Below are 789 nucleotides of genomic sequence, written 5' to 3' on the forward strand. Positions count from 1 at the left end.
GGGGTAGTTGGTACCGCGAGTCCGCGTAGTTGGTACCGGTGTTCCGCGTACCCGGTACTGCGAGGGGGTTTCTTTCATAGTTGATGTTGGCGGCGCCGTACTTCGATGGTGCCGCGTCAACCTCTACTTGGAAGGAGCCGGTCTTTGTGGCCAACTTCAAACAAATCGTCGCGATGTGCCTTGACGGTGCAAGCTACGCACAGATCACACATGCATTGGGGTGTTCACGACGAGAAGTATCCCGCGCAAAGAAGATCATCGCTGAGGAGTCACTGAGTTTAGAGACGTTCCGTCAGCTTCCACCGGGATGGTTCGATGAGCGATTCAGCGACGGCCGCAGCAAGCGCACACTGTCCTACGACCAGCCGGATTTTCAAGGTCTTGCACACAAACTCAAAAGCAATAAGCACGTGACCAGGCACAAGCTGTGGATGGACTACCTGTCGCAGCCTTGCCCGACTGACAAGACAAAGTACCAGTACACCCAGTTTTGCAGTGGGCTCAATGAATTTCTCCGCGCCAATGATCTCGTCGAGGTCATCACCCATGAACCGGGCCAAGAGCTCTACGTGGATTGGGCCGGTGACAAAGTAGCGGTGCTCGATCAAGCCAGTGGGGATATTGCATTCAAGGCATCACTGTTTGTCGCGGTAAGCCCGTACTCAGGGCTGATGTATGTCACTGCTGCTGCGAATGAGAAGATGCCGGCTTGGATTGAGTGCCACGTCAAAGCATTGAATTATCTCGGCAAAATCCCGGCGGTCATCGTGCCGGATAATGCTTCTACGG

1 pseudogene is annotated in these 789 nt (G+C 54.5%); it reads left to right on the forward strand.

Annotated features, from left to right (window positions below):
* Window positions 1–146 precede the first annotated feature (146 nt).
* A pseudogene (locus tag HMPREF3145_RS10860) lies at window positions 147–789 on the forward strand (IS21 family transposase); the annotation flags it as partial.

This window comes from Corynebacterium sp. HMSC05C01 (assembly GCF_001807155.1).
Lineage (GTDB): Bacteria > Actinomycetota > Actinomycetes > Mycobacteriales > Mycobacteriaceae > Corynebacterium > Corynebacterium coyleae.